Here is a 26,731-nt window from a genome sequence, read left to right on the forward strand (position 1 = left end):
AAGCGGGGGGTGGCTGCGCAATCTGAGTACTTGCAACAACTGGGACTCCCACGGCCAGTCGATGATCAGGATCGTCGAAACGCCCTGTGAACAGGTGTTTCTGTTCGGATGCGCTGAAGCTCCTGCTGCCAGGGGGTGCCTGGCTGCGTTTCCTCTCCGTAACGGGGCGAAGAACTTTTGGATCTGGTGGCAACAACCTGAGGATTCCCGCTAGATTGAGGGAACTTCGCCATAGCAAGTGCGTTCACCACGTGGCTTGCGAGCGGTGCACGGGCTCTGGGTGTCAGGGTCTGAAGGATCAGATCACTAGGGGAACCACTTCATGAAGAAGCTCATCGCCGCTGCCGTCCTCGCGGGCGCAGCGTTCATCGCCGTCCCGACCGCGGCCAACGCTGCCGGCTACACGCCGGACTCCGACGTGTCCGTCTCGGGTTCCTACACCGCCGGTGGCACCGCCACCGTCGCGTTCACCAAGGGTGCGTTCCAGAACAACGAGGCCGTCCGCGTCCAGGTCACCGGTGCCGGCAACGTCACCCTCGGCGCCCTGCCCGTCGCGACCACCTCGCGCGACTACACGGCGAACGCCGACGGCTCGCTCACCGTGCGCGTCACCTTCCCGGCCGGCGGCTCGGGCACCTACAACCTCACCGCCACCGGTGCGACCTCGGGTGTCACCGGCTTCGCCAACTTCACCATCGTCCCGGCCGGCGCGACCTCGGTCGCTGCCAACGGCAACTCCGGCACCCCCGGTCAGCTCGCCTTCACCGGTGGCACCATCTCCACCCTCGGCCTCTGGGCAGCCGGCGGCGCCATCGTCCTCGGTGGTGGCCTGCTGGTCGTCCGCAAGTCGGTTCGTCGCCAGCGCGAGACCGTCTGACCCTCGCCCCGCTGAGAAGGACCCCCGGCACCTCGGTGCCGGGGGTCCTTCCTCGTTGTCGGCGCGCTCTGCGCCGATGATCGATCAGGCGACCACCAACGCGATCGCCACGACGGCGACCACCGCCAGCGGCGCGGCGATCCACAGCCACCACGGGAACATCGAGGGCGGTCGGTACGGGCGGCGTTCGGGTCGGGCCATGCGCTGACGGTAGATCACGTGTGTTTCCGACAGGTGCGCTCCGAGCACATCTCCAGCCGCCGGTGCCGATGCCGGACAGGGCTGCGAACGGCCTCAGCAGGATGCACCCCGCAACACCGGGCCACGACGGGCACGCGACCACGACCGGTCGCGCCGCCGGTCACGACCGGTCCCGCACCCGCCCCAGCACCACGATCCCGGCCAGCACCCCGAGCACCGCGCCCGACGTGTTCGCGAGCACGTCGTCGACCGATGCGAACCGGGCCGGCAGGAACAGCGCCTGCACGGTCTCGATGCACACGCTCACGACGAAGCCGCCGGCCATGCCCACCCACCAGCGCCGGGCGCCCAGCAGCAGCACGGCCAGGAACCCGAACGGCGCGAAGAAGACCACGTTCGCGGTGAACTCGACCGCGTCGTACCCGAGCCAGGTCGGCGCCCCGAGCCGGTGTCCGGCCGCGATCGCCCGCGTCAGCCACGGCTGGATGCCGCCGTCGACGGGGGAGCCCGCGGTCGCCACCAGGACCACCACGACCGCGTAGCAGGCCGCCAGCGTCCAGGCGACCCGCTTGCTGCGCACCGAGGCGTGCGCGGCCCGCTCGCGCGCGTGCACGGCCGCGTCGAGGAGCGCACCGACCGCGACGCCCACGAGCCCCGCGACCAGGACGGAACGGAAGCGGTCGACCCGCGCGTCGGCGTGCGCCGCCGCGAGCACCGCCAACACCAGGACGAGCAGACCGCTCACGACCGCGCGCTGCCGCACCCGGTCCGGCCGGGAGGCGCGGCTCGCCCCCGCCAGCAGCAGCGGCAGCGGGGCGGTCACCCCCGTCACCGCCATCGCGAGCGCGAACCGCTCGTCGACGGCCAGGGTGCCGTGTCCGAGCGCGCGGAGCGCGCCCGCCGCGTGCGCGGCGACGGTCCGCAGCGTCTCCGACACACCGGGCACGAGGAGGAGGGCGACCACGAGCACGACGGCCGCGCACAGCACGATCCGCACGAGTGTCGTCCTCCGCGCAGTGGTCACGGGACCCGACCGTACTGTGCCGTGCCTCCCGGCCGTCGCGGCGACCCACGACCGCGCGAGCCGACCTCCGGATGGTTCATCCGCGGAACGAGTACCCGTTTTCCTGCTGTACCCCGCTTCGGGGCACGCGAAGCCCGGGAATCCGGGGCTGTCCCCCGGGCCGCATTGGTACGAACCGTGAATCGGCGGGCCTCGCTGGCGTCGGACGGGGTCGGTCTCGTAGGTTTCAGGTGTCAGCAGATGTACCCCGGATCGCGAAGGAGAGCGACATGAGCACCACCGTCACCACCGACACCCGCGCTGAGGTCACCCTCGACACGGAGACCGTCGACATCATCGCGATCCTCGAGGCAGAAGCCGAGCACGCCGGCCGCGCCTCCCGTGCCAAGACCACGTGGACCCAGGAAGACCAGGGCGAGTGGGTCGCCACGTACGGCGGCTACTTCGGCGGCAGCGTCGACAAGCGCGACGGCCGTTACGTCGCCTCCGACACCTTCGGGCTCGTCGTGGGTGAGTTCGCGACCCTCGAAGAGGCCCAGACCAAGCTCGCCGACCAGCTCCACGTGATGCTGCCGGCGGTCATCCGCCCGCTCTGATGCCGAGCGACCATCCCGGTCCGCCACCCGGCGGACGCGACAGGAGCACCCTCATCTCCACCAGCAGTGCCAGCACCACCAGCAGTGCCCGCACCACCCGTACCACCAGCCACACCCCGAACCGCAGGAGCAGCACCATGAGCACGATCGTCGCCGACCGCGAGCAGTCCGCGATGACCGTGGACACGGCGACCATCGAGGTCATCACCGGCATCGCCGCCGGTGTCGTCTCGGATGACGCTCCGAGCCGCGCGCACGTCGTGTGGTCTGCGGCCGACAGTGGGCTGTGGGCCGCGAACTACGGCGGCTACTACGGGGGAGTGGTGGACCAGCAGGGTACGCACTTCTTCGTGTCGGACACCTACGGGCAGTACGTCGGCGACTTCCGGTCGCTCGACGAAGCCCAGGACCGTCTGGCCGAGCGGCTCCACGAGCTGCTGCCCGACGTGCGGCGCACGCTCGTCTGAACCGCCGGACTGCTGACCCGGTGATCAGCTGACGCAACGCCGGAGGGCCGGGGACACGATCACGTGTCCCCGGCCCTCCGGCGTTCTGCGTCCCGTCCGGGTCAGCGTGCCGTCGCGGTGCGGCGGCGGTGTCCCGTCCGGGTCAGGGTGCCGTCGCGGTGCGGCGGCGGTGCAGCAGCACCATGCCGATCCCGATCGCCATGAGCACGAACGAGGCGACCAGGCCCGGCCACAGCACGTCCGAGCCGGTGAAGGCCAACCGGTCGCCGCTCGGCATGGTGACGACCAGGCCGCCGCCCGGTGCCGGGTTCTGCGCGAGGCCCGGGACGGCCGCGAAGGTCACCGCGAGCGTCGCGGTGGCGCGGCTGCCGTCCTGGTCGGCGACCGAGTAGTCGACCGTCGCGGTGCCGACGTACCCGGCGACCGGCGTGAAGGTGACCGTGCCCGTGGGTCGGACCGTGAAGGTGCCCTCGGACGGGACCGTCAGGGTGCCGACGAGCGTGCCGGTGCTCGGGTCGACGAGTCGGACCGACGACGGGTCGAGCGGGGTCGTGCCCGCCTTGTCGTTGCCGAGGACCTCGACGTTGATCCCGGTGCCGGGCTCGCCGGCACGGTGGTCGTCTGCGGCGGTGGGCGGGGTGCCCACCGTGACGGTCATGACCGCGTCGCTGGTGTGGCCGTCGACGTCCTGGATCCGGTAGTTCCCCGACGTCGGACCCGAGAAGCCGGCCGCCGGCGCGAAGGAGACCGCACCGTCGACGGCGTCGACCGACCAGGTACCGACCCGCGGCACCGCGATGCGGGAGACCGAGGCCCGAGAGGCGTCGAGGAGCAGCACGCGGGTGCGCATGATCGGCGTCGCGACGTTGCCCGCGTCGTCGTTGCCGAGGACGGACATCGTCACGGTCGTGCCGCTCGGGGTCGTCGCCCAGTCGTCGTGCGCCGTCGGGCTGACCGACGTGACGGTGACGGCGATGGTCGCCGTGGCCGTCGCCTTCCCGGTGTCGGCGACCCGGTAGGTCACCGGTGTGGTCGTGCCGACGCTGCCCGGTGCGGGGGTGAACGTCACCGAGCCGGTGGACGGGTCGACCACGTACGTGCCCTCCGCGGGGACCGTGAGCGTCCGACCGTCGGCCGACGCGGTGGCGCCGACGGGCTGGCCGGCTGTGGGGAAGACCACGCTGGTCGGGTCGATCGGGGTGCCCTTCGCGACGCCGGGGACGTCGTTGCCGAGGACGTCGATCGACACCGGGGTGTTCTGCTCGGTCGTGGCGGTGTCGTCCTGCGCCGCCGGGCCGACCGGGGTGACCGTCGCGGTGATCGTCGCGGTCGCGGGGTGGCCGTCGACGTCGGCGACCCGGTAGGACACGGGCGTCGTCGTGCCGCGGAAGGTCGGCTCGGGGGTGAACGTGACCTTCCCGGTCTTCGGGTCGATCACGTAGGTGCCCTCGCCGGGGACGATCAGCTGCTTGCCGTCCGTGCTGACGCTGCTGGCCCCGGTGCTGGTCCCGGTGCCGGTGCCGGTGCTGACCGCGGTGCCGGTGCCGGTGCTGGCTCCGGTGCCGGTGCCGGTGCTGGCTCCGGTTCCGGTTCCGGTGGTGCTGCCGGTGAACGTCACCGAGGTCCGGTCGAGCGCCGTCGCCGCGTTGCCCGCGGTGTCGTTGCCGAGGACGTCGATCGTGGCCGAGTCGCCCTGCGCGAGGGTGACGGTGTCGGCGGTCGCGGTCGGCGCGACGGCGGTGACGGTGACGGTCAGCGTGCCGGTACCGGTCGCGCCGCCGGTGTCACCGACCTGGTAGGTCACGGGCGTCGTGGTGCCGGTGGAGCCCGGCGCCGGGGTGAAGGTGATCTTCCCGGTGGTCGGGTCAGCGGCGTACGTGCCCTGGCCGGGGACCGTCAGCTGGCGGCCGTCGGTGCTCGTGGTGGCACCGGCTGGCTGTCCGGTGCTCGGGAAGGTGACCTTCGTCGGGTCGACGGCGCTCCCGCCCTGCACGCCTGGAGCGGCGTCGCGGACGACGTCGACCGTGGTCGGGGTGTTCTGCTGCGTCGTGGCGGTCTCGTTCGTGACCGTGGGGCCGACGGCGTCGACCCGGACGGTGATCGTCGCGGTGGACGTCGCCCCGTCGGCGTCGGCGACCCGGTAGCTGACCGGGGACGCGGTGCCGCGGAAGGACGGGTCCGGGGTGAAGGTGACCTTGCCGGTCGTCCGGTCGATCGTGGACGTGCCCTGGCCGGGGATCGTCACCTGCCGGCCGTCGGTGGAGACCTGCGCGCCCTTCGGCTGGCCACTCGTGGGGAACACGACGCTCGAGGCGACGGTGCTGCCCTGGTCGTTCGCGAGGACGTCGATCGTCACGGCCGCACCCTGGGTGGTCGTCGCGGAGTCGGGCTGCGCGTTGCCCTTGTACGTCACGGCGATCTGGCCGGACGTCTGGGCGCCGTGGGTGTCGGCGACCGTGTAGGTCACCGGGGTCGGGTTCCCCGTGGCGCCGCTCGCGGGCGTGAACGTGACCGTGCCCGACTGCGGGTCGACGGTCCACGTGCCCTCGCCGGGGACGGTCAGCTGCTTGCCGCCGTTCGACACGGTCGAGCCCGGCGTGTTCGGGGTGAGCGTGACGGTGGTCTTGTCGATGGTGCCGACGGAACCCTGCAGCGGGTCGACCGTCACCGGCTGGCCGGCGGTGTTGCCCGTCGACGAGGTGTTCGTGACGGTCGGCTTGGGCGGGTTCGAGAACACGCACTGCACGTCGCCGCCGCCCGCGGGGACGGTGAAGGTCGCCGTGGTGCCCGTCCCCTGTGCGACGGTCGCGCCACTGACCAGGTCGGTGCACGTGTACGTCGTGTCGTAGGCGTTCGGGTCGGTCGTGCTGTTCCCGGGGGTCTGGTCGACCGTGTAGGTCTTGCCCGGCAGCAGGATGATCGGGCCGACGGTGACGGTGTCGGTTCCCGGAGTCGTGGTCCCGCTCACCGGCGTCGGGATGCCCCCGCCGCTGATGGTCGTCGTGAGCTCGTCGCTCGGCTTCGCACGGCCCTCGTCGAAGCCGCCCTGCGACTGGCCGGTGGACGGGAGCGCACGCGATCCGAGGTCGTACACGTTCAGCGCCGTGGTGCCGGAGCGGATCGACTTCGCCGGGCTGACGGCGCCGGTGACCGGGTCCACCTGCATGTAGGTGTTCGCGCCGGAGCCGCTGATGTAGATGTACCCGTCGTCGCCGAACGCCAACGAGGTGAGGTTGACCGACGTGCCGATCGCCGGTCCGACCGGCGTGGCCTTGGTGCTGTCGGAACCGAGGTCCGCGGCGTTCACGCGGTACACCTGAGCGGACTTCGTGCCGCTCGAGATGAAGTACATGTTGCCCTGGCGGTCGAACGCGAGGTCGCCCGCGCCGCCCGGAGGGGTCGTGGTCGGCTTGACCGACACGGCCTTCGACGCGACGAGGCCGGTCGCCGGGTCGTAGTACAGGAACGTGAAGAGGTTCGTGTTCGTGTCCAGGCCGCCGAAGTAGAACCGGCCGGTCTTGGGGTCGACGCCACCCATCTGGGTCGCGACCGTCGGGGAGCTCGGCCGGGGGATCGTCGTGAACGTCTCGGTGGACGCGGTCCACTGGAAGATGGTCGAGCCGTTCGTGAAGAACACCCGGCCGCCGTCACCGGAGACGCCGAGCTGGTTCAGCCCGGTCACGTTCCCCGGTGAGGTGATGAACGGGGTGGCGGCGCCGGTCGCGCGGTCCACCGAGTAGATGGTCGAGTCGCCGTTGACGGTGGCGTACAGGCCGGAGACCGGCAGGTCGGCCATCGCGGAAGCCGTCAGCGGGCTCAGGAGGGCGAGGCCTCCCGCGATGATCGTCGTGATGGTCGTCGCAGCCAGGACGCGCAGGGCGCGACGGCGCGGACGAACACGGTGTGTGGGAGACACAGGGTTCCTTCGTGCTGCATGGTCGTGTCGGGTACACGACCGTTCATCACGATAGGGGGACAGGACCGCTCAGCCGGGGCTCAGGAGGGGTGCGAGCTGTCCCCAGTGAGGGGGACCGGGCTGTCCCCAGTCAGGGGGCTGGGCTGTCCCCGAAGAGGGGGACCGCGGTGTCCCGCGTCCTGCTGTCCACCGGTTCGATGAGGTGCGGTCCGTCGTTCCGGACGCTGTTCACCGTCCGGGCGACCTCGTACTGCTCCAGGCCCGCAGCCACCTCGAGCGACTCGTGGTCGAGCAGGGCGAGCAGGTCGTCCCGGGCCAGTCCGCCGTCGAGCCATTCGTCGTAGCCGTCCGGCGTCAGGAACGCCGGCATCCGGTCGTGCACCTCGCCCGGGGCCACGTGGGCGTCACGGGTGATGATCGCCAGGGACAGCCGCCACTTGTCCGGGTCGTCCTCGGGCTTCGTCGGGTCCGGCCACGCACTGACCACCCCGGCCATCGCCAGGGCGCCGCCGGGCTCGTGCACGAAGTGCGGCTCCTTGCCGTCCTCGCGCACCACCCACTCGTAGTAGCCGAGCGCCGGCACGATGCACCGGTTCGTCGCGAACGCCCGCTTGAACATGCCGCTCGTCGCGACCGTCTCGATCCGGGCGTTGATCGGCTTCGGTCGCTGCTTCTGGAAGTCCTTCGCCCAGCTCGGCACGAAGCCCCAGCTGATCTGCGGGAGCTCGCGCTCCCCGTGGCGCTGCCGGACCGCGTACACCAGGTCGGTCGGGGCGACGTTCCAGCTCGGCGCGAGGCCGGTGTGCACCTCGCCCGTGTCCTGGTCGACGTGCTCGGTGCGCGCGGCGAGCTCACCGACGAGCTCGGGCAGCAGATCGGCCGTGGTGTCGGTGACGACGAACCTTCCACACATGCGCCCAGTGTGCCCGCCGCGACCGACACCCGTGCCGGGTCGCCGCGCTGCTGCCGTGCCGTGCAGGACGGCTCCGCTGCTACCGTGCCGTCGTGGTCACGGACGAGACGCGCTGCCCCTGCCTGAGCGGCAACCCCTACGGCGAGTGCTGCGGCCCCCTGAACGCGGGCGCCGTCGCCCCGACCGCCGAGCGGCTCATGCGCTCCCGGTTCAGCGCGTTCGCCCTCGGCCTGTCGGAGTACCTGCTGCTGAGCTGGCACCCGAGCACCCGCCCGGACGAGCTGACGCTCGACCCGGCGCAGCGGTGGACACGGTTGGACGTCGTCGCCACCCGGTCAGGAGGCCCGTTCGACTCCCGGGGCACGGTCACGTTCCGCGCGTGGTGGCGTTCCGACGACGAGCGCGGCACGCTCGAGGAGACGAGCGAGTTCGTCCGCGAGCAGGGCCGCTGGTTCTACCTGGACGGCGTCGTCGGCTGACGTCCGGTCGTCCGCAGGCTCAGGCGCCGATCGTCTCCGGCAGCCCGACCGCGACACGCATCGCCCGTCGCACGGCCGCCTCGTCGGGCAGCAGCTGGTCCGGGTCGCCGGTCAGGAAGAACCGGATCTGCCCGATCGCCTGCTCGGTGAGCATGTCGAGACCGCTGAGCACCCGACCGCCCGCGTCGGCCCAGCGCTGCGCGGCCACGGTCGGCCACGGCTCGTAGGCGACGTCGAACAGCACCGCGTCCGGCCCCGCGGGCACCAGCTCGAGGGAGTCCGCGGCACCACCGGGCAGCGTCGACACGACGAACCCGTGCCGCGTGCCGGGCAGGTCGGCGATCGACAGGACGTCGAGTGTCACGCCGAGCCGGACCGCCAGCTCGACCAGGGGCGTGGCCTTGGCGGGGTCGCGCAGGAACAGCCGGACGGCGACCGCGCCGAGCCGGACCGCCGCGGTGAGGGCGCTCGTCGCGGTCGCGCCGCCGCCGAGGATCGTGGCCTCGCCGGGCAGGTGTCCGAGGGCCTCGACCGGGCGGACGATGCCCTCGACGTCGGTGTTCACGCCGGCGAGGACGACCCGGTCGCCCTCCTGGCGGAACGCGACCGTGTTCGCGACGCCGAGCTGGTCGACGAGCGCGCTCGCGCGGTCGAGCATCGGGACCACGTCCCGCTTGAGCGGCATCGTCAGGCTGAGCCCGCGCCAGTCCGGACCCAGCCCCGCGACGAACGCGTCGAGCCCGCCGGACGCGACCTCGTGCCTCCCGTACGTGAAGGGGACCCCGAGCACGGCGTAGGCCGCTGCGTGCAGCGTGGGCGAGAGCGAGTGCGCGACGGGGGAGCCGAGGACGGCCAGCCGGGTGCGGTCGGGGTCTGCGTACTCCACGGTCCGGAGCCTATCCGGGTCGACCGCGCGACCGGGCCAGCGACGGTTTCTTAGGGTAGCCTCACCTGCGTGACCCGTACCTCCCCCTCGTCGCGCCGCTTCCGGCGCGTGCTCGCCGCAGCCGGCGCCGTCGTCGCCGCGTCCCTCGTCCTCGCCGGCTGCAGCTCCGGCTCGTCGACGGGCTCCGCCTCGGACGACGCCACCGGTTCGTCCGGCGCGTTCCCCGTCTCCATCACGACCGCACTCGGCACGACCGAGATCCCGTCGCAGCCGAAGCGCGTCGTCGCCCTCGGCTGGGGTGACGCCGAGACGGCGCTCGAGCTCGGCGTGCAGCCGGTCGGTGCGAGCGACTGGCTCGCGTTCGGTGGCGACGGCGTCGGCCCGTGGCTCGAGGGGAAGTACACGAAGAAGCCGACGATCATCCAGACGCTCGAGCCGAGCTACGAGCAGATCCTCAAGCTCAAGCCGGACCTGATCCTCGACACCAAGAGCTCCGGGGACAAGGACCGCTACAGCAAGCTGTCCGCCATCGCGCCGACGGTCGCGATCCCGAAGGGCGGCGAGAACTACCTGACGACCACCGAGCAGCAGGTCGACCTCGTCGCGAAGGCGCTCGGCAAGGAGTCCGAGGGCAAGCAGCTGCTCGCCGGCCTCGACGACTCGTTCGCGGCAGCGAAGAAGGCCCACCCGGAGTTCCAGGGCAAGACGGCCGTCGTCGGCGCGTACACGTCCGAGGGGTTCAGCGCCTACGCGTCGAACGACTCCCGCTCCACGTTCGTGCGGAACCTCGGCTTCACCATCCCGAAGGCGATCGACCAGCAGGCCGGTGACGCGTTCTCGGTGAAGCTCTCCGAGGAGAACCTCGACCTGCTCGACGCCGACCTGACGATGATCCTGCCGATCTACGTCGACGCGTCGAAGGCCGAGGCGGACCCGCTCTTCCAGAAGGTGCCGTCGGTGCAGGCCGGGCACGACATCGTGGTGAGCGACGCGGACGTCTCGTCGGCGTTCTCGCTCGGCACGACCGCGGCGATCGAGTGGGCGCTCGACCGCCTGCCGGACGAGATGGCGAAGAAGGTCGGCTGAGCCGGGCCGGGGGCGCCGCCGTCCCTGAGGTCCCGCCGTCCCGGGATTGAGCAGAAGACGTCGGGTCGCGGTGTGCGACTCGACGTCTTCTGCTCATTCCAGGGGGCCGGGCGTGACCGGCTGCCGGACGGGAGGCGCGGTGCGGGCTGGCACCGCGCCTCCCGTCCGTCCCGGGGGTGCGTCGGACTGGGTGCGGCCGTCTTTGGGGGTCCCGCCGTTCCCGAGGTCCCGCCCTCCCGGGATTGAGCAGAAGACGTCGGGTCGGGGTGTTCGACTCGACGTCTTCTGCTCAATCCACAGGGCCGGGCGGGACCAGGTGGCGGACGGCAGCCCGTGACCGACGCCCGAGCGCGGCGGCCGGGCTAGGACGCGGGAAAGGTGGAGCCGAGGAACGCGAAGAGCAGGGTGATCAGGGGCAGGGCGCCCTGCACGAAGGCCGAGTTGAGGTATCGACGCCCGGTGCCGGCGAGGACGACCGCGGCGCCGAGCATGCTCGCGGTCGAGAACACCACGAGGGTCCACCCGGTGGCGCCGTTGCCCGCGACGACGAGCACGACACCGAGGACCGCGCCGATCGCGAGGAACAGGTTGTAGAAGCCCTGGTTGAAGGCGAGGGCGCGGGTGGCCTGCGCCTCGGTCTCGTTCGCGATGCCGAAGACCCGGCGGACGCGAGGACTGCTCCACGCGACGGACTCGAGGACGAAGACGTACACGTGGACGAGGCCCGCGAGGACCGCACACACGCTCGAGATCACGAGCAGGACCGACATGGCCTCCATCCTCCCACCGCCGGAGGAGTGCTCACGCCGCGGGGCCGGGCGCGGGGGAATGCCGACGGCGGTGGGTCGTCGGGTGCGGGGGGCTGCCGACGGCGGTGGGGTCGCCGTTAGGCTCGGAGCATGAGCGCCGACGAGTCCACGCCCGCTGTCGATCCCGCCGCTGCCGAGGAGCTCGCGGGCATCCGCCAGAGCATCGACAACATCGATGCCGCCGTCATCCACATGCTCGCGGAGCGCTTCAAGTACACGCAGCGTGTCGGGTACCTCAAGGCCGAGGCGGGCATGCCGGCGGCGGACCCGGGGCGTGAGCGGGTCCAGGTGGCGCGGTTGCGACAGCTCGCGGCGGACGCGCACCTCGACCCGGCGTTCGCGGAGAAGTTCCTGAACTTCATCGTCGCCGAGGTCATCCACCACCACGAGCGCATCGCGGGCGGCGCCCAGTGAGCGACGGCCGCGGGGTCGATGATCCGGTGCCGGTGCCGGTGCCGGTGCCGGTGCCGGTGCCGGTGCCGGGGCTCGACGACCTGCACCTGCTCGTCGGGTCCTACACGGCCACGGGCGGCGGCACCGGGACGGGCATCTCGGTCGTGCACGGTACCGAGGCCGTGACGGCCGCGGTGATGGACGACCCGTCGTTCCTCGCGGTGTCGGAGGACCGGGTGTACGCCGTGGCCGAGACCGCCGACGGCACCGTGTCCGCATTCCGGTACGCCGACGGTGCGCTCGAGCACCGGTGGGACGCCTCGGCGGGTGGGGACGCGCCGTGCCACGTGCGGGTCGACCCGTCCGGAGCGCTCGTCGTCACGAACTACGTGTCCGGGACCGTCACGGCGATCGGTCTCGAGGCGGCGGAGGCGGCTGTGTCCGGTGGCGCGGGCGGGGTCGGCGGAGCCGGCACTGTCGGTGCTGGCGGGGCCGGTGCTGGCGCTGGTGCTGGGATGGCCGGTGGCGTCGGTGCTGGCGCCGCCGCTGCTCCGTCCGCTGCTGTCCACGGCAGCGGGGACCGGGTCGTCGTACCCGAGTCCGCCGTCGTCACCGGGATCCTGCCCGACGTCGAGGGTCCGGTCGAGGACCGCCAGGAGGGGCCGCACGCCCACCAGTCGATCGCGACGCCGGAGGGCACGGTGCTCGTGGCCGACCTCGGCGGCGACGCGCTGCACGAGTTCCGGGTGACCGCGGAGCCGGCGATCGAGCTCGTCCGGGTGCACCACCTCGGACCCGGGGTCGGGCCGCGGCACATGGCGTGGCTGCCCGCCGGTGGCGGTCGCCTTGGTGCTGGTGCTGGTGCTGGTGCTGGTGCTGGTGCTGGTGCTGGTGCTGGTGCTGCTGCTGCCGGTGCGGCCGCTGCTGCCGGTGGCGGTGTCGACCTGATCGTCGCGGGGGAGCTCGACGGTCGCGTGTACCGGTTGCGTCGGGACGAGGGCGGCGCGTTCGTGCCGGTCGCCTCGGTCGCAGCGTTCGAGGGCCCGGTCGGCGACTCACTGCTCAGCCACGTCGAGGTCGACGCGGCCGGTCGGGTCCTGGTGGCCGTCCGCGGTCGGGACCTGCTCGTCGTGCTCGACGCCGCCGATGACGGACTGTCGGTCGTCGGGAGTGCCTCGTCGGGTGGGGTCTGGCCGCGACACTTCGCCCAGGTGCCCGGGTACGTGCTCGTCGCCAACCAGATGTCCGACGCGATCGCGGTCCTGCCCGTCGGCGAGGACGGAGTGCCCGGCGAGGCGGTCGCGCAGATCGCCGTCGGCAGCCCCGCCTGCATCGTCCCGATGGGGTCCTGACCGTGCCCGTCGCCGCACCGTACAAGCTCGTGGTCGGTGCTCCGCCGCTCGATGACTACCTGCGCCTGCGCCGGGACTCCGGGCTCTCGCCGAAGCAGCCGGAGCAGGGCGCCGGGGCGATCGCCGGCAGTTGGTCCGCCTGCCACGTGGTGGACGCGGACGGGACGCCGGTGGCGATGGGCCGGACGATCGGCGACGGCGGGTGGTACTTCCACATCGCCGACATCGCGACCGATCCCGCGCACCAGCGGCAGGGACTCGGGCGGGCGGTCGTCGAGTGGCTCGTGGCCGACGTGCGGGCGCGGGCACCGCAGGGTGCGTACATCACCCTCGTCGGGGACCCACCCGGGCAGCGGCTGTACCGGTCGCTCGGGTTCGAGGACGTCGCGCCGAGCCTCGGGATGGCGCTGCCGCCGGAGTGAGCGGCGCGGCGGCGCGGGGTGCGGTGACGCGGGTGGTCAGCCCTCGACGAGGTTGTCGAACGGGCGGCCCTCGGCCAGCGCGGCCACCTGGCGGCGCATCAGCTCGAGGGTCCGCGGCATGCTGAGGTCCGTGTTGCCGCCCACGTGCGGCGTCAGGACCGTGTTCGGCGTCGTCCACAGCGGGTGCCCGGCCGGGAGCGGCTCGGGATCGGTGACGTCGAGCGCCGCCGACAGCCGACCGCTCATGAGCTCCGCGACGAGCGCATCGGTGTCGACGACCCGACCACGGGCGACGTTCACCACGAGCGCGCCGTCGGGCAGCGCCCCGAGGACGCCCGCGTCGACGAGCCGGTCGGTCTCGTCGGTGAGCGGGGTGATGAGGACGAGCACGTCCGTGTCCGGCGCGATGGCGGGCAGGTCGGTGAACGCGCGGACCTGCCGGCCGTCCTGCTCCCGCGCGGTGCGGGCGACGACGGTGACGGGGCAGCGCATCGCCTCGAACCGGGTCGCGATCGCCGAGCCGATCGCACCGTAGCCGACGACCGTCACGCGGCGGTCGGCGAGGGAACGGGTCTCTCGTGCGTCCCACACCCCGGCCGCACGGTCGGCCTGGAACGCAGCGATCTCCCGGAGGGACGTCAGCGCGAGCCCGACCGCGAGCTCGGCGGTCTCGTCGTCGTGGATGCCGCGGCCGTTCGCCAGGGCGGCGTGACCCGGCACGTGGGGCACCGCGTGCTCGTACCCGGCGCTCGGCAGCTGCAGCAGCCGGAGGTTCGGCAGGTCGTGGACGTACTGCCACCGGTGCCGACCGGCGAAGTAGAACGGCAGGAGCGTGACCGCGACGTCTTCCGGTCGGTCGTACGGCGACTCGACGTCCCACACGTCGAGTTCGACCCCGTCCGGCACGGGGCCGAACCGGTCGACGAGTGCGGCGAAGGGGAGTGTGACGACGACCGCACGCCCTCCGGCCTGCGTGTCGGGCTGGTCGGAGGGCGTGCGGTCGTCGGTCGTCACGTGCTGGTGCTCCCGTTCGTCGTCGGTGCGCTCGTGCTGTCGGGCGTGGTCGTGCCGCTGGGCGTGGTCGTCAGCCGACGGGTGCGGTCGTCAGCTGACGGGTGCGGACGTCAGCTGTCGGTCCGCGGCGAGAAGGCGCCGTCGGAGTCGAGCGGTCCGCGACCCACGTAGCCCTCGGTGACGTCCTCGGTGATGACGTCGCCGAAGCGTGCGGGGAGCGTCGCGCCGTGCGTCGCACGGAGCTCGTCGAGGGTGACCTCGAACGCGTCCTGCACCTCGAGGGAACCCGAGGCGGCGTCCGTCACGCCGATGCGCAGGACCGGGAAGCCCCGACCGACGCAGAGGCCCTGGAAGCGGACGTCGTCCTCGCGGCGGACCGTCACGATGACCCGGCCCGTCGACTCGGAGAACAGCGCGGTCGCCGTGTCCACGCCGTCGCGCGTCTCGAGCTCGTCGAGGACCACGCGGGCGCCGAGGCCGAACCGCAGCACCGACTCGGCGAGGCTCTGCCCGAGGCCGCCGTCCGCCAGGTCGTGGGCGCTCGTCAGCAGCTGCTCGGACGAGGCCGCGTGCAGGAGGTCGGCCAGCGCCTTCTCGTTCTGCAGGTCGACCGCCGGGGGACGACCGCCGAGGTGCCCGTGCACGGTGCCGGCCCACGCGGAGCCGTCGAGCTCGAGGCTCGTCGTGCCGAGCAGGTAGATGTTGTGGCCGTCGTCCTGCCAGCCGGACGGGACGCGCAGGGCGACGTCCTCGATGATCCCGAGCACGCCGACGACGGGCGTCGGGTGGATCGGGGTCGTGCCCGTCTGGTTGTAGAACGACACGTTGCCGCCGGTCACCGGGATGCCGAGCTCCATGCAGCCGTCCGCGAGGCCCTCGACGGCCTCGGAGAACTGCCACATGACCTCGGGGTTCTCGGGGGAGCCGAAGTTCAGGCAGTCGGTGACCGCGGCGGGGACGGCACCGGTGACGGCGACGTTCCGGTAGGCCTCGGCCAGGGCCAGGCGCGCGCCCTGCTTCGGGTCGAGCTGGCAGTACCGGCCGTTGGCGTCGGTCGCGACCGTGACGCCGAGCCCGGTCTCCTCGTCGACGCGGATCATGCCGCCGTCGTCGGGGAAGGACAGCGCGGTGTTGCCGAGCACGTAGGTGTCGTACTGGTTCGTGACCCAGTTCTTCGACGCCAGGTTCGGGGAACCGAGCAGCTGCAGGAACTGCGCCTTGAGCGCGGGGCCGTCGGCGGGGCGGTCGAGCGACGCGGCGGTGTCTGCCTGCAGCGCATCGATCCAGGTCGGGTACGCGACCGGGCGGTCGTACACCGGGCCGTCGACGGCGACCGTGCGCGGGTCGACGTTCACGATCTCCTGGCCCTGCCAGTCGATGACGAGTCGGCCGGTGCCGGTGACCTCGCCCAGGACGCTCGTCTCGACCTCCCACTTGTCGACGACCGCGAGGAACGCGTCGAGCTTGTCGGGACGGACGACGGCCATCATCCGCTCCTGGCTCTCCGACATGAGGATCTCCTCGGCGGTGAGCGTGGGGTCACGGAGCAGGACGTCGTCGAGCGAGATGTGCATGCCGCCGTCGCCGTTGCTCGCGAGCTCCGAGGTCGCGCAGGAGATGCCCGCCGCACCGAGGTCCTGGATGCCCTCGACCAGGTCGTCCTGGAACAGCTCGAGGCAGCACTCGATGAGGACCTTCTCGGCGAAGGGGTCGCCCACCTGGACGGCCGGGCGCTTGGTTGGGCCGCCCTCGGTGAAGGTGTCCGACGCGAGGATCGACGCGCCGCCGATGCCGTCGCCACCCGTGCGGGCACCGAAGAGCACGACCTTGTTGCCCGCGCCGGAGGCGTTCGCGAGGTGCAGGTCCTCATGGCGGAGCACGCCGACGGCGAGGGCGTTGACGAGCGGGTTGCCCTGGTACACCGGGTCGAAGTAGGTCTCGCCGCCGATGTTCGGCAGGCCGAGGCAGTTGCCGTAGAACGAGATGCCGCCGACGACGCCGTGGACGACGCGCTGCGTGTCGTCGTGGTCGATCGCGCCGAAGCGGAGCTGGTCCATCACGGCGACCGGACGTGCGCCCATCGAGATGATGTCGCGGACGATGCCGCCGACGCCGGTCGCGGCGCCCTGGTACGGCTCGACGTACGAGGGGTGGTTGTGCGACTCGACCTTGAAGGTCACCGCCCAGCCGTTGCCCACGTCGACGACACCGGCGTTCTCGCCCATGCCGACCATGAGGTTCTTCGTCATCTCCGGCGTGACCTTCTTGCCGAACTGCCGGAGGTAGTTCTTGCTCGACTTGTACGAGCAGTGCTCGGACCACATCACCGAGTACATGGCGAGCTCGCCCGAGGTGGGGCGGCGACCGAGGATCTCGCGGATCTTCGCGTACTCGTCGGCCTTGAGCCCGAGCGCCTCGTACGGCTGTTCCTTGTCGGGCGTCGCGGCGGCGTCCTGGACGGTGTCGGGCTTCGGGCGAACGTGGGTCGTCACGGTGTTGTCGTTCCCTGTCACTGGAGTCGGCGTCGGCGTCGCGGTCACTTGACCAGCGTCGACTCGATCACGGAGGTGAAGAAGGTGAGGCCGTCCGTGCCGGAGGCCATCGCCGCGCGGGTGTCGGGACCGAACCCGGCCTCCGTCGCGTGCTCGGGGTGCGGCATGAGGCCGACGACGTTGCCGCGCTCGTTCGAGACGCCCGCGATGTCGTCGATCGACCCGTTCGGGTTCACGCCGACGTAGCGGAACACGACCTGGCCGTTGTCCTCGATGCGCTTGATCTCGTCGGCGTCCGCGACGAAGCGGCCGTCGGCGTTCTTGAGCGGGATCGTGATCTCCTGCGCGGCGTCGAAGCCGGAGGTCCACGCGGTGCCGGCGTTCTCGACGCGGAGCTTCTGGTCGCGACGGATGAACTGCTGGTGCGCGTTGCGCGTGTGCGCCCCCGGCACCAGGCGGGCCTCGGCCAGCATCTGGAAGCCGTTGCAGATGCCGAGGACGGGCATGCCCTTGCCGGCGGCGTCGATGACCTCGGCCATGATCGGGGCCTTCGCCGCGATCGCACCGGCGCGGAGGTAGTCGCCGTACGAGAACCCGCCGGGGAGGATGATCGCCTCGACGCCCTGCAGGTCGTGGTTGCCGTGCCAGAGGGCGACGGGCTCGCCGCCGGCCAGTCGGACCGCGCGCTGGGCGTCGCGGTCGTCGAGTGAGCCGGGGAACGTGACGACGCCGATGCGCATCCGGGTCACGCGTCCGCGACCGTCACGGAGACGACGTCCTCGATCACGGCGTTCGAGAAGACGTCCACCGCGATCGCGCGGACCTCGTCGAGCTTGGCGTCGTCGACGGGGCCGTCGACCGCGATCTCGAAGCGCTTGCCGATGCGGACGGCGGTCAGGTCGGAGTGGCCGAGACGGGCGAGCGCGTTGCCCACCGCCTTGCCCTGGGGGTCGAGGATCTCGGCCTTCGGCATGACCTCGACGACGATGGTTGGCACGTGTTCACTCCAGCGCTTGGGTGGGTTGGGTGGGACCGCTCCAGTCTAGGGTCCGCCCACGCCGCGCCGGAACAGTTGTGGAGAAATGGTCCAAGGCGTATGTTCCAAGTCGAATAGTCGCGTTGGAACACCGGACAGGAGGCACGGATGGCGTCGCTCACACCGCTCGCGTTCGCCGCGCTCGGCCTCCTCGCCGAGGCGCCCATGCACCCCTACGAGATGTTCCAGACGATGCTGCACCGGCACGAGGACCAGAACGTCAAGGTCCGGCCGAGCACGCTCTACCACCAGATCGGTCGGCTCGTGGACCTCGGCTTCGCCGAGGCCCTCGGCACCGGGCGCGAGGGCAACCGCCCCGAGCGCACCACCTACGCGATCACCGACCACGGCCGCGCGGAACTCGAGTCCGGCCTCCGGCGGATGATCGCCGAGCCGGCTGACGAGTACCCCGAGTTCCAGCTCGCGGTCTCCCACGTCGACAACCTGACCGCCACGGACGCGGTGACCGCCCTGCGGGCACGCGCCGACGCACTGCGCGCCCAGCGCGCGGGGTACGACGAAGCCGCCACGGGCCTCCAGGCCAAGCAGCTCGCCGAGCGCTTCTGGCTCGACGTGTCGTACGTGCGTGGCATGCTCACCGCGCAGATCGAGTGGCTGACCGCCACCGCCGACCGCATCGCGGGCGGCGACATCCCGTGGGACGGCCCCGCCGTCCCCGACCACGACCACCAGAAGGACCAGGACCCCGCTCGATGACCGCAACAGCTTCAGCCGACCTCCAGCACGGGAAGAAGCCCTGGCCCGCGCTCTGGGCCCTCGTCGTCGGCTTCTTCATGATCCTCGTCGACTCGACGATCGTCTCGGTCGCGACGCCCACGATCGCGCAGGCGCTCGACGCCGACATCAACTCGGTGATCTGGGTGACCAGCGCCTACCTGCTCGCGTACGCCGTGCCACTGCTCATCACCGGGCGCCTCGGTGACCGCTTCGGTCCGAAGGTGCTGTACCAGGGCGGGCTCGTCGTCTTCACGCTCGCCAGCCTCTGGTGCGGGCTCGCCGGGTCGATCGAGGTGCTCATCGTCGCCCGCGTCGTGCAGGGCCTCGGCGCGGCGATGATGACCCCGCAGACGATGGCGGTCATCACGCGCATCTTCCCGCCGCAGAACCGCGGCGCCGCGATGGGCCTGTGGGGTGCCGTCGCCGGTGTCGCCTCGCTCGTCGGGCCGATCGTGGGCGGTCTGCTCGTCGACGGCTTCGGCTGGGAGTGGATCTTCTTCGTCAACGTCCCGGTCGGTGTCGTCGCGTTCGTCCTGGCGCAGCGCTTCGTCCCGTCGTTCGAGCGCCACGGCCACCGGTTCGACTACCTGGGCATCGTGCTGTCGGCGGTGGGCATGTTCCTGCTCGTCTTCGGCATCCAGGAGGGCGAGACCTACGACTGGGGGACCATCACCGGCCCGATCTCGGTCTGGTCGCTGATCGTCACCGGGCTCGTCGTGCTCGTCGCCTTCGTGGTCTGGCAGGGCGTGCAGAAGGGCGAGCCGCTGCTGCCCCTCGGGCTCTTCAAGGACCGCAACTTCACGCTCGCCAACATCGCGATCACCGCGGTCGGCGTCGCGATCTCCTCGTTCGCGCTGCCGATCATGCTCTGGGCGCAGGACGTGCTCCGCTTCTCGCCGACCCAGGCGGCGCTGCTGCTCGTGCCGCAGGCCGTGCTGTCCGCCGCGCTCGCGCCGCTCGTGGGCAAGAACCTCAACAAGTGGAACCCGCGGTGGGTCGGGGCCTTCGGCCTCGCCTGCTTCTCGGGCGGGCTGTTCTGGTTCGCCGGGCTGCTGACCTCCGGTGCCGGCTGGGGCTGGACGCTCCTGCCGAGCGCGCTCCTCGGGCTCGCGAACGCCTGCATGTGGGGACCGCTCTCGGTCTCCGCGACGCGCAACCTGCCGCCGGCGCTGGCCGGTGCCGGTTCGGGCGTGTACAACACCACCCGGCAGATCGGTGCCGTGCTCGGTTCGGCCGGTATCGCGGCCCTGATCGAGGCGCGCATCACGGCGGAGTTCCCGTCCGGTGCCGGCTCGAGCGCCGGTGGCGGGGCCGAGCAGCAGGTCGGGGCACTGCCCGCGTTCCTGCAGCAGCCGTTCGCCACGGCGATGGGGCAGTCGCTCGTGCTGCCGGCCGTGGTGCTCGTCGTCGCGATCGTCGCGGCGCTGTTCCTGGCGAAGCCCAAGCAGACCACGCAGTGGCAGGGGACCGGCTCGGTGGCGACGCAGCCCGGGGGTGAGCAGGGCGGCGCTGTCGATGGTGCCCCTGCTGGTGCTCCCGCTGGTGCTCCTGCTGGCGCCCCTGCTGGTGCGCACGCCGCGGCTCCGGCGCCGTCGACCCCGGTCGAGGCGCTGGCAGCGACCGACCACCACGGTCGGCACTCGGAGGCCTGACCCGCGACCCTGCTGACCCCGGCCCCGTGCCGTCCCCGTCGTGGGGCGGTGCGGGGCCGGTGTCGTTCGCGGGGGGTCCGAGCGCGGGTGGTACCGGGGGCCGCGAGCGTCATCGCCGCTGTCGTTCGACGACCGCGATGTCGTTCGACGACCGCGATGTCGTTCGGCGTCGGCGTCGGCGTCGGCGTCGGCGGGGGTGGCGACGGTGACTCGGGAGCGATGTCGCGGGGGGAGTGCGCGTCATCCCCGCTGTCGTTCGACGACCGCGATGTCGCACGCGCCTGGCCGCGCGCTGAGCGGGTGCCGGGTGGTGCCGCGAGCGTCATCGCCGCTGTCGTTCGACGACCGCGATGTCGTTCGAGCCGGCGCGGATGGCGTCGGCGGCTCGGGAGTCGTGGCCCGGGGCAGAGATGCGTCATCGCCGCTGTCGTTCGACGACCGCGATGTCGTTCGGCGTCCGCCGGGACGCGGTCGCCCGACCCTGCTCCCGCCCGGCAGCCCCCGCGGCCCCTACCCGCGGCGCTGCAGGTGCTCGCGGGTCAGGGCGTCCATCTCCTCGTCGGACAGGGCGTCGACCGAACGAGCCTCGCGGCGGTCGGTCCGCTGCCACCGGATGAAGAGCATGACCAGGACGGGGACGTCGGCGACCTCGGCGATGAACCAGAGCAGGTCACCCGCCAGGTGCTGGTCGCGCAGGGGAGTGGGGAACCAGGGCTGCCCCGCGACCTGCACGAGGGACCCGTCCAGCACGTGGTTCGAGACGCGGAGCACGATGCCCGGGACGGCGTCGAGCAGCAGCTCCACGAACGCGAGCAGGAACTCCACGGTCACGAAGGTCGAGCTCCGCAGCACACCCGGCTCGGACAGCGGCGCGAGCAGGCCGAAGCCCAGGACGGGGACGAGGACGGTGATCGCCACGGCCCACACCGACGACTCGCGGATGGTCGCGGCGAGCGGGGTGAGCAGGACGGCGAAGAGCACGAGTCCCACGACGGGCGCGACGATCGCGTTGCCCGCGACACGGACCGGCCGGGAGTGCATCACCCGGTCGGCAGCCCGTGCGAGTCGCGGGGGCCCGCCGACCCGGAGCAGGGACACCGGCGCGGCCAGGGCGGCGAAGGTCGGCACGGCGAAGAACAGCAGGGCCAGCCGGAGCGTGAACGCCCACCGGAGGGCCTGGTCGTACCGCCCCACGATCCCGAACTGCAGCACGCCGAACAGGGCGAGGGCCAGGACGAACGACAGGGTCCGCCAGGGGGACCACCGGGCACCGCGGCGTCGGGCGCCGACGAGCCACGACCCGTACGCGACGGCACCGACGAGCAGCAGCACGAGGGCCAGCGGGTCGAGCTGCCACGTGCTCCAGAACTCGGTGGGCTCGGGCGTGGGGTGCCTCCTGGCGGCGTGACGGGTGGTGCCCCGTCATCCTCCGCCCGGGAGGCCCCAGAGTGACCCGCGCCGGGGTCCCCACCGGTGAGGATCGGTTCAGATGCGCTGCACGCCGACCGCCGGCACGGTGCGCCCGAGCAGCCAGACGCCGACCGGGATCGCCACGACGCCGAGCAGTGCTGCGGCGAGCGACAGGTGGAACTGCATCACCACGAACGCCGGGCCGATCGTGCAGAGCGCCGCGACCACGAGTACGGGCCACGCGGGTCGGTCCGCACCCGGGGCCAGTCGGGCCAGCGGTCGGTCGAACCAGCGGAGGGCCCGCGCGACGCCGAGCGCTGCGGCCAGCACGACGACGAGGGCGATCGGTCGCGTCGCCCACCAGGTGCCCGAGCCCGGGTCGGGGAAGGGGACCCCGACGAGCAGGGCGATCCCGGTCAGTGCGATGTACAGCGGCAGGTGCCACAGGTAGATCGTCATGCCGTCGCGGCCGAGCACGAAGACCGCCCCCTGTGCCGCACGGGTCCGCATGAGCCGGGTCAGCGGCGCGTGCACGAGCTGCACGAGACACGCCTGTGCGATCGCGAGCAGGGCGAGCGGGAGCATCGGCGGGTTGAGGTCCTGCAGCAAGTCCGGCGCCCAGAGCCCGACCGACGTGAGCGGGACGAGCGCGACGTACCCGGCGACCGCGACCACGGCGAGGCCGACGCGCGACCGACGGGCGAACCAGCCGTCGGCCCAGAGGAAGCCGAGCTGCTGCGCGAACAGCCACACCGGCCCGAGGTTGAGGAGTCCCACCTCGGCGACCCCGGTCGCGAAGCGGAGCCCGTCGACCGCGACGGCGAGCCCGAGGAGCACGGCGAGCGTCCACCACGGCGCCCGCTCGTGCAGGCGGACCATGACGGGGACGCAGCACTGGGTGATGCCGTACGCGGCGAGGAACCACAGCGGCGAACCGATCCCGAACGCGATCTCGGCGAGCAGGTCGCCCGGTGTGCCGAGCAGCGTCGCGACGCCGAGCCCGAGCGCGAGGAAGACGAACAGGGGCACGGCGGGACGGTAGAGCCGCACGAGCCGTGTGGCGAGGAAGTCCCGGGCGCCACCGCCCCGGGCGACGGTGCTGCGCCACCCGGTGATGCTCGCGAAGCCGCCCACGACGAAGAACAGCGGCATGACCTGGCCCACCCACGTGGCCCCGACGTACCAGGACGCCTCCTGCAGGGGGCTCGTGACGGCGACCCCCTCGGGCCCGACGGCGACGCCGACCATCGTGATGTGCACCACGACGACGAGGACGACGCAGGCCGTCCTGATGAGGTCGACGACCAGGTCCCGCTGCGCGATGATCCCCCGGACGTCCCGACCGCTCGTCGCCGGTGCCGGCAGACCCTGCTTCGTGGACATGAGGGGGACGGTACCGGCCGATCGGCGACTCCCACCGCCGTCCCAGGCGATCGCGTCCGGACCGTTACACATCGCATGCCGGTGTCGGCATGCGTCGCCGAGTGGCGCGTCCGCCAGCGAATGGAGCGGGTCGCGGGCGACCGGCCGACACGCGGGTCGATTCGCTCCCCTCCGACCTCGGTCCGCTAGGGTTACGGTTGTCTTGATCGATGCAAGGAAAGCGGAGGTGTCATGAGCGAGCACGACGACGCGGGCGTCCTCCGTGGTGTGGGTCTCCGTGTGACCGCACCGCGCCTGGCGGTCCTGCGCACGGTCGGGACCATGCCGCACGCCACCGCGGACGACGTCCTCACCGCGGTGTCCGCCGAGCTCCCGACGACGAGCCACCAGGCGGTGTACGGGGTCCTCAACGCCCTGACCGGCGCGGGGCTCGTGCGACGGATCGAACCGGCGGGCAGTCCCGCGCGGTTCGAACGGCGCACCGGCGACAACCACCACCACGTCGTCTGCACCCTGTGCGGTGCGGTGCAGGACGTCGACTGCGCCGTGGGACACGCCCCGTGCCTGACGCCCTCCGAGACGCACGGCTTCGCCGTGACGACGGCCGAGGTCACCTACTGGGGCATCTGCGAGGCCTGCGCCGCAGCCGAGCGCGACGGAACCGACGAGCACGACACAGACCAGGACGACACCGACCGGCAGCAGCCGGCCCCGGCCCACCGGCAACAGCCGGCCCCGGCCGACCAGCGGCCGACGCACCCGGCCGACCACCAGCACCCCGACCGCGGCCCCGCCGCCCGACCCGACCCCGCGCCTGCCGCAGGCTGACCGCCGGACCGCACCCGGGCCTCCCGGCTGCACCGATCCGCAGGAACCGACCAGCGCGTACCCAGGCCGCACCCCGCTGCACCCGCTACCCACGGAGGCAGCGTGCGGTACTCCACAGACCAACCCGAGCACCCCTGACCGAACCAACCCTCCGAGGAGGAACCGTGTCCGACCAGAACACGCCCACCACCACCACCAACAGCGGCGCTCCCGTCTCGAGCGACCAGCACTCGATGGGTGTCGGGGCCGACGGCCCCCTCGCCCTCCACGACCACTACCTGGTCGAGAAGCTCGCGCAGTTCAACCGCGAGCGCGTCCCGGAGCGCGTCGTCCACGCCAAGGGCGGCGGTGCCTTCGGCACCTTCACCGTCACGCAGGACGTCAGCAAGTACACCCGTGCCGCGTTCCTGCAGCCGGGCCAGACCACCGAGATGCTCGCCCGCTTCTCGTCCGTCGCCGGCGAGCAGGGCTCCCCGGACACCTGGCGCGACCCCCGCGGCTTCGCGCTGAAGTTCTACACGAGCGAGGGCAACTACGACCTCGTCGGCAACAACACCCCGGTGTTCTTCATCCGCGACGGCATCAAGTTCCCCGACTTCATCCGCTCGCAGAAGCGCCTGCCGGGTTCGCACCTGCGCGACCACGACATGCAGTGGGACTTCTGGACACTGTCGCCGGAGTCGGCGCACCAGGTGACGTGGCTCATGGGCGACCGCGGTCTGCCGGCGAGCTGGCGCGAGATGGACGGCTTCGGCTCGCACACCTACCAGTGGATCAACGCCGAGGGCGAGCGCTTCTGGGTGAAGTACCACTTCCTCACGGAGCAGGGCCACAAGACCCTGACGCAGGAGGACGCCGACCGCATCGCCGGTGAGGACGCCGACTTCCACATCCGTGACCTCCACGCCGCGATCGAGCGCGAGGACTTCCCGCGCTGGACGCTCAAGGTGCAGGTCATGCCGTACGCGGACGCCGAGAGCTACCGCTTCAACCCGTTCGACCTGACGAAGGTGTGGCCGCACGCGGACTACCCGCTCATCGAGGTCGGCACGATGGAGCTCAACCGCAACCCGGAGAACTACTTCGCGCAGATCGAGCAGGCGACCTTCGCCCCGTCGAACTTCGTGCCCGGCATCGCGGCGAGCCCGGACAAGATGCTCCTCGCGCGCATCTTCAGCTACGCGGACGCCCACCGCTACCGCGTCGGCACGAACCACGCGCAGCTGCCGGTGAACGCGCCGAAGAACGAGGTGCACTCGTACTCGAAGGACGGTGCGATGCGCTTCGACTTCCAGAAGTCCGAGGTCCCGGTGTACGCGCCGAACTCGCTCGGTGGCGCGCACGCCGCCGAGGGTGCCTCGGACGAGGCGCCGGGCTGGGAGTCCGACGGCGCGCTGCAGCGCTCCGCCGCGACGCTCCACCCCGAGGACGACGACTTCGGCCAGGCGGGGACGCTCTACCGCGAGGTCCTCGACGACGCCGCCCGTGAGCGCCTGGTCGGCAACATCGCCGGGCACGTCTCGAAGGTGACGCGCGACGACCTGCGCGAGCGGGTGTTCGCCTACTGGACGAACGTGGACCCGGACCTCGGCGCGCGCGTGCGCGCGGCCGTGGCGCCGAGCGCCCCGGGCTCGAACGAGCAGCCGGAGCAGGTCGCGGTCGAGGCGTAGTCAGCCACACGACGGACGGGAGGCGCGGTGCCGGCTGGCACCGCGCCTCCCGTCCGTCGTCCCGCCGGGTCCAGAGCGGCGGCGGCTCCGTAGGACGCGGCCCCGTCCTCTGCGCGAGACCTGTTGGCCGTTGAGCAGGATCTCGCCGGGTTCGGACGCAGCCCAGTCCTCGAGCGAGACCTGTTGTCCGTTCAGGAGGATCTCGCCGGGATCGGACGCAGCCCAGTTCTCGAGCGAGACCTGCTGTCCGTTGAGCAGGATCTCGCCGGGTTCGGACGCAGCCCAGTCCTCGAGCGAGACCTGTTGTCCGTTGAGCAGGATCTCGCCGGGATCGGACGCAGCCCAGTCCTCGAGCTAGACCTGTTGGCCGTTGAGGAGGATCTCGCCGGTCGGCCAGTCCTCGAGCCGTGCGGCGACGGGGCGGATCATCCACCCGCCCTGCTCGGTCTCGGTGACACCCACCCCGTCGGCAGTGAAGGCCGAGAACGTCCCGACGGCACCCTCGACCTCGTGCCAGCCCATGTGGGCGTAGAAGGGGATGCGGTCCTCGCCGGCGCCGAGGAGCCCGAACGCGACCCGGAGCCCCTCGAGCACGGCGTGCGCGCGGTCGAGCAGTTCGCGGCCGACCCCGGTGCCCTGCAGGCCGGGCGCGACGGCGACGATGCCGGTGTCGCCGACCAGGACGTCCTCGCCGCCGACCGTGACGAACATGCGGCGGATCCCGAGGTGGGCGAGCACGACCCCGTCCGCGTCCCGGCCGACGACCCGTCGCTCGGGCTGCATGCCGGCGTAGTCCCGGCCGCCCACGTACCAGTGCGACCAGTCGGGGAACGCCTGCCCCAGCATCGCCGCGATCGCCTCGTGGTCGGGGAGCGACAGTGCGCTCTCCTCGACCACCTCCCACCGGATGTCGTCAGTCACGCGCCCATCCTGCCGGGTGCGGCTGCACGGCGCCGGGGCCACAGCCCGCTCGGCCCCGCGGTTCCCGGCCCCGTCGTCTCCCGCGTGGGCCCCTCGCGAAAGCGACAGATCGCCGCCGACAGTCGGGCGGGATCTGTCGCTTTCGCGGGAGCCTCGGGGGCTGGGC

General features: G+C 72.1%; 24 protein-coding genes and 1 pseudogene. 12 read left to right on the forward strand and 13 right to left on the reverse strand.

Translation table 11 applies throughout. The annotated features are described in order from the left end of the window. The first annotated feature begins 322 nt into the window (after positions 1-322). Positions 323-877: a hypothetical protein gene (locus BEP24_RS05980; RefSeq protein WP_065961359.1), complete on the forward strand. Its 555-nt coding sequence runs from the start codon at positions 323-325 to the stop codon at positions 875-877. A gap of 361 nt (positions 878-1,238) precedes the next feature. On the opposite strand, the gene BEP24_RS16500 is transcribed toward BEP24_RS05980, so the two are convergent. After that, the gene (locus BEP24_RS16500; RefSeq protein WP_141693375.1) at positions 1,239-2,102 is read right to left on the reverse strand and encodes a VanZ family protein; all 864 of its coding nucleotides are present in this window, start codon (positions 2,100-2,102) and stop codon (positions 1,239-1,241) included. Positions 2,103-2,371: 269 nt separating this feature from the next. Between BEP24_RS16500 and BEP24_RS05990 the strand changes: the two genes are divergently transcribed. Then, positions 2,372-2,698, forward strand: a complete 327-nt coding sequence (locus BEP24_RS05990) for a hypothetical protein (protein ID WP_065961360.1) — start codon at positions 2,372-2,374, stop codon at positions 2,696-2,698. Here BEP24_RS05990 and BEP24_RS17475 read toward each other — a convergent pair. Next, the gene (locus tag BEP24_RS17475) at positions 2,682-2,837 is read right to left on the reverse strand and encodes a hypothetical protein (RefSeq protein ID WP_171898738.1); all 156 of its coding nucleotides are present in this window, start codon (positions 2,835-2,837) and stop codon (positions 2,682-2,684) included. The genes BEP24_RS05990 and BEP24_RS17475 overlap by 17 nt on opposite strands. On the opposite strand from BEP24_RS17475, the gene BEP24_RS05995 reads away from it, so the two are divergent. Then, positions 2,836-3,165 carry a hypothetical protein gene (locus BEP24_RS05995; RefSeq protein WP_065961363.1) on the forward strand — a complete coding sequence of 110 codons (330 nt, stop codon included), beginning with the start codon at positions 2,836-2,838 and terminating at the stop codon, positions 3,163-3,165. The two genes, BEP24_RS17475 and BEP24_RS05995, sit on opposite strands and share 2 nt — an antisense overlap. 142 nt (positions 3,166-3,307) lie before the next feature. Here BEP24_RS05995 and BEP24_RS06000 read toward each other — a convergent pair whose 3' ends face one another. Beyond that, positions 3,308-7,081: a tandem-95 repeat protein gene (locus BEP24_RS06000; protein ID WP_065961365.1), complete on the reverse strand. Its 3,774-nt coding sequence runs from the start codon at positions 7,079-7,081 to the stop codon at positions 3,308-3,310. Positions 7,082-7,211: 130 nt separating this feature from the next. Beyond that, positions 7,212-7,994 carry an SOS response-associated peptidase gene (locus tag BEP24_RS06005; RefSeq protein ID WP_065961368.1) on the reverse strand — a complete coding sequence of 261 codons (783 nt, stop codon included), beginning with the start codon at positions 7,992-7,994 and terminating at the stop codon, positions 7,212-7,214. A gap of 92 nt (positions 7,995-8,086) precedes the next feature. Here BEP24_RS06005 and BEP24_RS06010 point away from each other — a divergent pair, with 92 nt between their 5' ends. Then, entirely contained in the window at positions 8,087-8,473 is a 387-nt protein-coding gene (locus tag BEP24_RS06010; protein WP_065961371.1) for a YchJ family metal-binding protein, read from the forward strand. A gap of 19 nt (positions 8,474-8,492) precedes the next feature. Here the strand turns inward: BEP24_RS06010 and BEP24_RS06015 are convergent, their stop codons facing one another. After that, positions 8,493-9,359, reverse strand: a complete 867-nt coding sequence (locus BEP24_RS06015) for a shikimate dehydrogenase (RefSeq protein WP_065961373.1) — start codon at positions 9,357-9,359, stop codon at positions 8,493-8,495. 69 nt (positions 9,360-9,428) lie between these two features. On the opposite strand from BEP24_RS06015, the gene BEP24_RS06020 reads away from it, so the two are divergent. Continuing rightward, positions 9,429-10,445 carry an iron-siderophore ABC transporter substrate-binding protein gene (locus BEP24_RS06020; RefSeq protein ID WP_065961375.1) on the forward strand — a complete coding sequence of 339 codons (1,017 nt, stop codon included), beginning with the start codon at positions 9,429-9,431 and terminating at the stop codon, positions 10,443-10,445. 362 nt (positions 10,446-10,807) lie between these two features. Here the strand turns inward: BEP24_RS06020 and BEP24_RS06025 are convergent, their stop codons facing one another. Beyond that, entirely contained in the window at positions 10,808-11,215 is a 408-nt protein-coding gene (locus BEP24_RS06025) for a DUF1304 domain-containing protein (protein WP_083230137.1), read from the reverse strand. Between the two features lie 129 nt (positions 11,216-11,344). Between BEP24_RS06025 and BEP24_RS06030 the strand changes: the two genes are divergently transcribed. From BEP24_RS06030 to BEP24_RS06040, 3 genes are read left to right on the forward strand one after another with little or no spacing between them, the layout of a single operon-like run. Further along, positions 11,345-11,668, forward strand: coding sequence for a chorismate mutase (locus tag BEP24_RS06030; RefSeq protein ID WP_065961377.1), 324 nt, complete (start codon positions 11,345-11,347; stop codon positions 11,666-11,668). Between the two features lie 26 nt (positions 11,669-11,694). Then, positions 11,695-12,999: a beta-propeller fold lactonase family protein gene (locus BEP24_RS06035; protein WP_216093111.1), complete on the forward strand. Its 1,305-nt coding sequence runs from the start codon at positions 11,695-11,697 to the stop codon at positions 12,997-12,999. Between the two features lie 2 nt (positions 13,000-13,001). Continuing rightward, positions 13,002-13,421 carry a GNAT family N-acetyltransferase gene (locus BEP24_RS06040; RefSeq protein WP_065961382.1) on the forward strand — a complete coding sequence of 140 codons (420 nt, stop codon included), beginning with the start codon at positions 13,002-13,004 and terminating at the stop codon, positions 13,419-13,421. A gap of 36 nt (positions 13,422-13,457) precedes the next feature. On the opposite strand, the gene BEP24_RS06045 is transcribed toward BEP24_RS06040, so the two are convergent. From BEP24_RS06045 to purS, 4 genes are all read right to left on the reverse strand, one after another. Beyond that, complete coding sequence (locus BEP24_RS06045) at positions 13,458-14,435, reverse strand: 2-hydroxyacid dehydrogenase (protein ID WP_065961384.1); 978 nt, start codon at positions 14,433-14,435, stop codon at positions 13,458-13,460. Positions 14,436-14,545: 110 nt separating this feature from the next. Continuing rightward, positions 14,546-16,927, reverse strand: coding sequence for a phosphoribosylformylglycinamidine synthase subunit PurL (gene purL / locus BEP24_RS06050; RefSeq protein ID WP_253181593.1), 2,382 nt, complete (start codon positions 16,925-16,927; stop codon positions 14,546-14,548). 44 nt (positions 16,928-16,971) lie between these two features. After that, positions 16,972-17,667, reverse strand: a complete 696-nt coding sequence (gene purQ / locus BEP24_RS06055) for a phosphoribosylformylglycinamidine synthase subunit PurQ (RefSeq protein WP_065961408.1) — start codon at positions 17,665-17,667, stop codon at positions 16,972-16,974. Between the two features lie 5 nt (positions 17,668-17,672). Beyond that, positions 17,673-17,924 (reverse strand): phosphoribosylformylglycinamidine synthase subunit PurS, encoded by a 252-nt coding sequence (gene purS, locus BEP24_RS06060; RefSeq protein ID WP_065961388.1) that lies wholly within the window; start codon positions 17,922-17,924, stop codon positions 17,673-17,675. Between the two features lie 147 nt (positions 17,925-18,071). Here purS and BEP24_RS06065 point away from each other — a divergent pair, with 147 nt between their 5' ends. Beyond that, positions 18,072-18,680: a PadR family transcriptional regulator gene (locus tag BEP24_RS06065; RefSeq protein ID WP_065961391.1), complete on the forward strand. Its 609-nt coding sequence runs from the start codon at positions 18,072-18,074 to the stop codon at positions 18,678-18,680. Continuing rightward, the gene (locus BEP24_RS06070) at positions 18,677-20,353 is read left to right on the forward strand and encodes a DHA2 family efflux MFS transporter permease subunit (RefSeq protein ID WP_253181595.1); all 1,677 of its coding nucleotides are present in this window, start codon (positions 18,677-18,679) and stop codon (positions 20,351-20,353) included. The genes BEP24_RS06065 and BEP24_RS06070 overlap by 4 nt, the downstream gene beginning before the upstream one ends. A 510-nt stretch (positions 20,354-20,863) precedes the next feature. Here the strand turns inward: BEP24_RS06070 and BEP24_RS06075 are convergent. Together BEP24_RS06075 and BEP24_RS06080 are read right to left on the reverse strand one after the other, a co-directional pair. Continuing rightward, positions 20,864-21,685 carry a cytochrome c oxidase assembly protein gene (locus tag BEP24_RS06075; RefSeq protein ID WP_253181597.1) on the reverse strand — a complete coding sequence of 274 codons (822 nt, stop codon included), beginning with the start codon at positions 21,683-21,685 and terminating at the stop codon, positions 20,864-20,866. Positions 21,686-21,838: 153 nt separating this feature from the next. Continuing rightward, complete coding sequence (locus tag BEP24_RS06080) at positions 21,839-23,146, reverse strand: acyltransferase (RefSeq protein WP_065961394.1); 1,308 nt, start codon at positions 23,144-23,146, stop codon at positions 21,839-21,841. A 231-nt stretch (positions 23,147-23,377) separates the two neighbouring features. On the opposite strand from BEP24_RS06080, the pseudogene BEP24_RS06085 reads away from it, so the two are divergent. Further along, positions 23,378-23,794: pseudogene (locus BEP24_RS06085) on the forward strand (Fur family transcriptional regulator); the annotation flags it as partial. Positions 23,795-24,138: 344 nt separating this feature from the next. Next, positions 24,139-25,644: a catalase gene (locus tag BEP24_RS06090; RefSeq protein ID WP_065961397.1), complete on the forward strand. Its 1,506-nt coding sequence runs from the start codon at positions 24,139-24,141 to the stop codon at positions 25,642-25,644. A gap of 354 nt (positions 25,645-25,998) precedes the next feature. On the opposite strand, the gene BEP24_RS06095 is transcribed toward BEP24_RS06090, so the two are convergent. Further along, positions 25,999-26,565, reverse strand: a complete 567-nt coding sequence (locus BEP24_RS06095; protein ID WP_065961401.1) for a GNAT family N-acetyltransferase — start codon at positions 26,563-26,565, stop codon at positions 25,999-26,001. Positions 26,566-26,731 lie beyond the last annotated feature (166 nt).

This window comes from Curtobacterium sp. UCD-KPL2560 (genome assembly GCF_001705035.1).
Classification (GTDB): Bacteria; Actinomycetota; Actinomycetes; order Actinomycetales; family Microbacteriaceae; genus Curtobacterium.

Coding starts and splice junctions, on each gene's coding strand:
- BEP24_RS06005 (WP_065961368.1), bottom strand. CDS start 7,994: ATGTGTGGAAGGTTCGTCGTCACCGACACCACGGCCGATCTGCTGCCC.
- purQ (WP_065961408.1), bottom strand. CDS start 17,667: ATGCGCATCGGCGTCGTCACGTTCCCCGGCTCACTCGACGACCGCGAC.
- BEP24_RS05995 (WP_065961363.1), top strand. CDS start 2,836: ATGAGCACGATCGTCGCCGACCGCGAGCAGTCCGCGATGACCGTGGAC.
- BEP24_RS17475 (WP_171898738.1), bottom strand. CDS start 2,837: ATGGTGCTGCTCCTGCGGTTCGGGGTGTGGCTGGTGGTACGGGTGGTG.
- BEP24_RS06070 (WP_253181595.1), top strand. CDS start 18,677: ATGACCGCAACAGCTTCAGCCGACCTCCAGCACGGGAAGAAGCCCTGG.
- BEP24_RS06080 (WP_065961394.1), bottom strand. CDS start 23,146: ATGTCCACGAAGCAGGGTCTGCCGGCACCGGCGACGAGCGGTCGGGAC.
- BEP24_RS06025 (WP_083230137.1), bottom strand. CDS start 11,215: ATGTCGGTCCTGCTCGTGATCTCGAGCGTGTGTGCGGTCCTCGCGGGC.
- BEP24_RS05980 (WP_065961359.1), top strand. CDS start 323: ATGAAGAAGCTCATCGCCGCTGCCGTCCTCGCGGGCGCAGCGTTCATC.
- BEP24_RS06065 (WP_065961391.1), top strand. CDS start 18,072: ATGGCGTCGCTCACACCGCTCGCGTTCGCCGCGCTCGGCCTCCTCGCC.
- BEP24_RS06030 (WP_065961377.1), top strand. CDS start 11,345: ATGAGCGCCGACGAGTCCACGCCCGCTGTCGATCCCGCCGCTGCCGAG.
- BEP24_RS05990 (WP_065961360.1), top strand. CDS start 2,372: ATGAGCACCACCGTCACCACCGACACCCGCGCTGAGGTCACCCTCGAC.